Below are 1,268 nucleotides of genomic sequence, written 5' to 3'. Positions count from 1 at the left end.
GAGAAGCACCTGCGTATCCGCGCCGTCCTCGACAACGGCGCCGATCTGCGTTTCGTCGACCAGCGCACCTTCGGAGGCTGGGCCCTGGCGCCGCTCGTGGAGGTGGACGGCGATCGACTGCCGCTGCCCGTCGCGCACATCGCCCGCGACCCGATGGATCCCCGCTTCGACCCGGACGCGGTCGTGGCCGTGCTGCGCACCAAGCACACGGAGATCAAGCGTGCGCTGCTCGACCAGACCGTCGTCTCCGGAATCGGCAACATCTACGCCGACGAAGCGCTCTGGCGCGCAAGGATTCACGGGAACCGGCCGACCGACGCGCTGTCGCGACCGAAACTCCGGTCGGCACTCGACGCTGCCACCGAGGTGATGGCCGAGGCGCTGGGGCAGGGCGGTACGTCGTTCGACGCCCTCTACGTCAATGTCAACGGGGAGTCCGGCTACTTCGAACGCTCCCTGAACGTGTACGGGCGAGAGAACGAGCCGTGCCGACGCTGCGGCGCGCCGATCCGCCGTGAGAAGTTCATGAACCGCTCGTCGTACAGTTGCCCGAAGTGCCAGCCCCGACCGAGAACGACCCGGTAGCGCACGCGCATACCGGGCTGTTCGGAGCAGTGCCGGTCAGATGTCGAAGAACACCGTCTCGGCACCGCCGTCCGGGGTGTCCTGCAGCCGGATGTCGATCGTGTACACGGTGCGGCCGTCGCGCTGGGGAGCACATCTACTGGCTATTGCTCAGAGCAACCTGCGTGCTTGCTTAGAGAATAATCCGGCCACTTAGTTGGGTCACTTCTTATATGAGTCGGCGAATACTGAGGTGAGGACCCATACGTGATCGAACTGACATGCCGTACGCAGCTACTCATGATCACTAGCCGCATTCTCTATGCCTAAAACGATGCGTGAAGTCGTAACTTGCTTAGCGGTCTGCGGGTGTCCAAGTCGGGCATGATTGGTGTCGCTTATTCCCTCGTTTTGACGGATCTAGTTGTAATGCCCAGGGACGTTGGTCAGTCTGGTGACCGGCGGCCGGCCTCCGGGGGCGGAATGGGGCCGGTGATGATTATAGAAGTGAAGCCCGCCCGGGAGGGCGGCTCGGCGTTCGCCTTCTGAGTGATAGAAGCGCGCATAGGTCCAACCGTCGCCGAGCGTGCGGTGGAACCGCTCGATCTTCCGTTGGTTCGAGGTCGATACGGGCGGGTCCACTTCGGGACGATCCCGAGTTCGGCGCAGGCATCGCGCCAGGCGTGGGATCGATCCGCCGACCC

Annotated in this window: 1 protein-coding gene and 1 pseudogene; one reads left to right on the top strand and one right to left on the bottom strand. The window is 63.9% G+C overall.

Features of this window, described 5'->3' with window-relative positions; genetic code table 11:
- Positions 1 to 585: bifunctional DNA-formamidopyrimidine glycosylase/DNA-(apurinic or apyrimidinic site) lyase (gene mutM / locus R1101_RS0123745; RefSeq protein ID WP_016935656.1), on the top strand; the 585-nt coding region annotated here is incomplete at its 5' end.
- Between the two features lie 399 nt (positions 586 to 984).
- Here the strand turns inward: mutM and R1101_RS29920 are convergent.
- Positions 985 to 1,268, bottom strand: a pseudogene (locus tag R1101_RS29920) (integrase core domain-containing protein); the annotation flags it as partial.

It is taken from the genome of Rhodococcus sp. R1101 (assembly GCF_000278445.1).
GTDB classification, from domain to species: Bacteria; Actinomycetota; Actinomycetes; order Mycobacteriales; family Mycobacteriaceae; genus Rhodococcus; species Rhodococcus gordoniae.
Note: the sequence above shows the minus strand (reverse complement) of the source record. Positions and strands in the feature narration are given on the sequence as shown.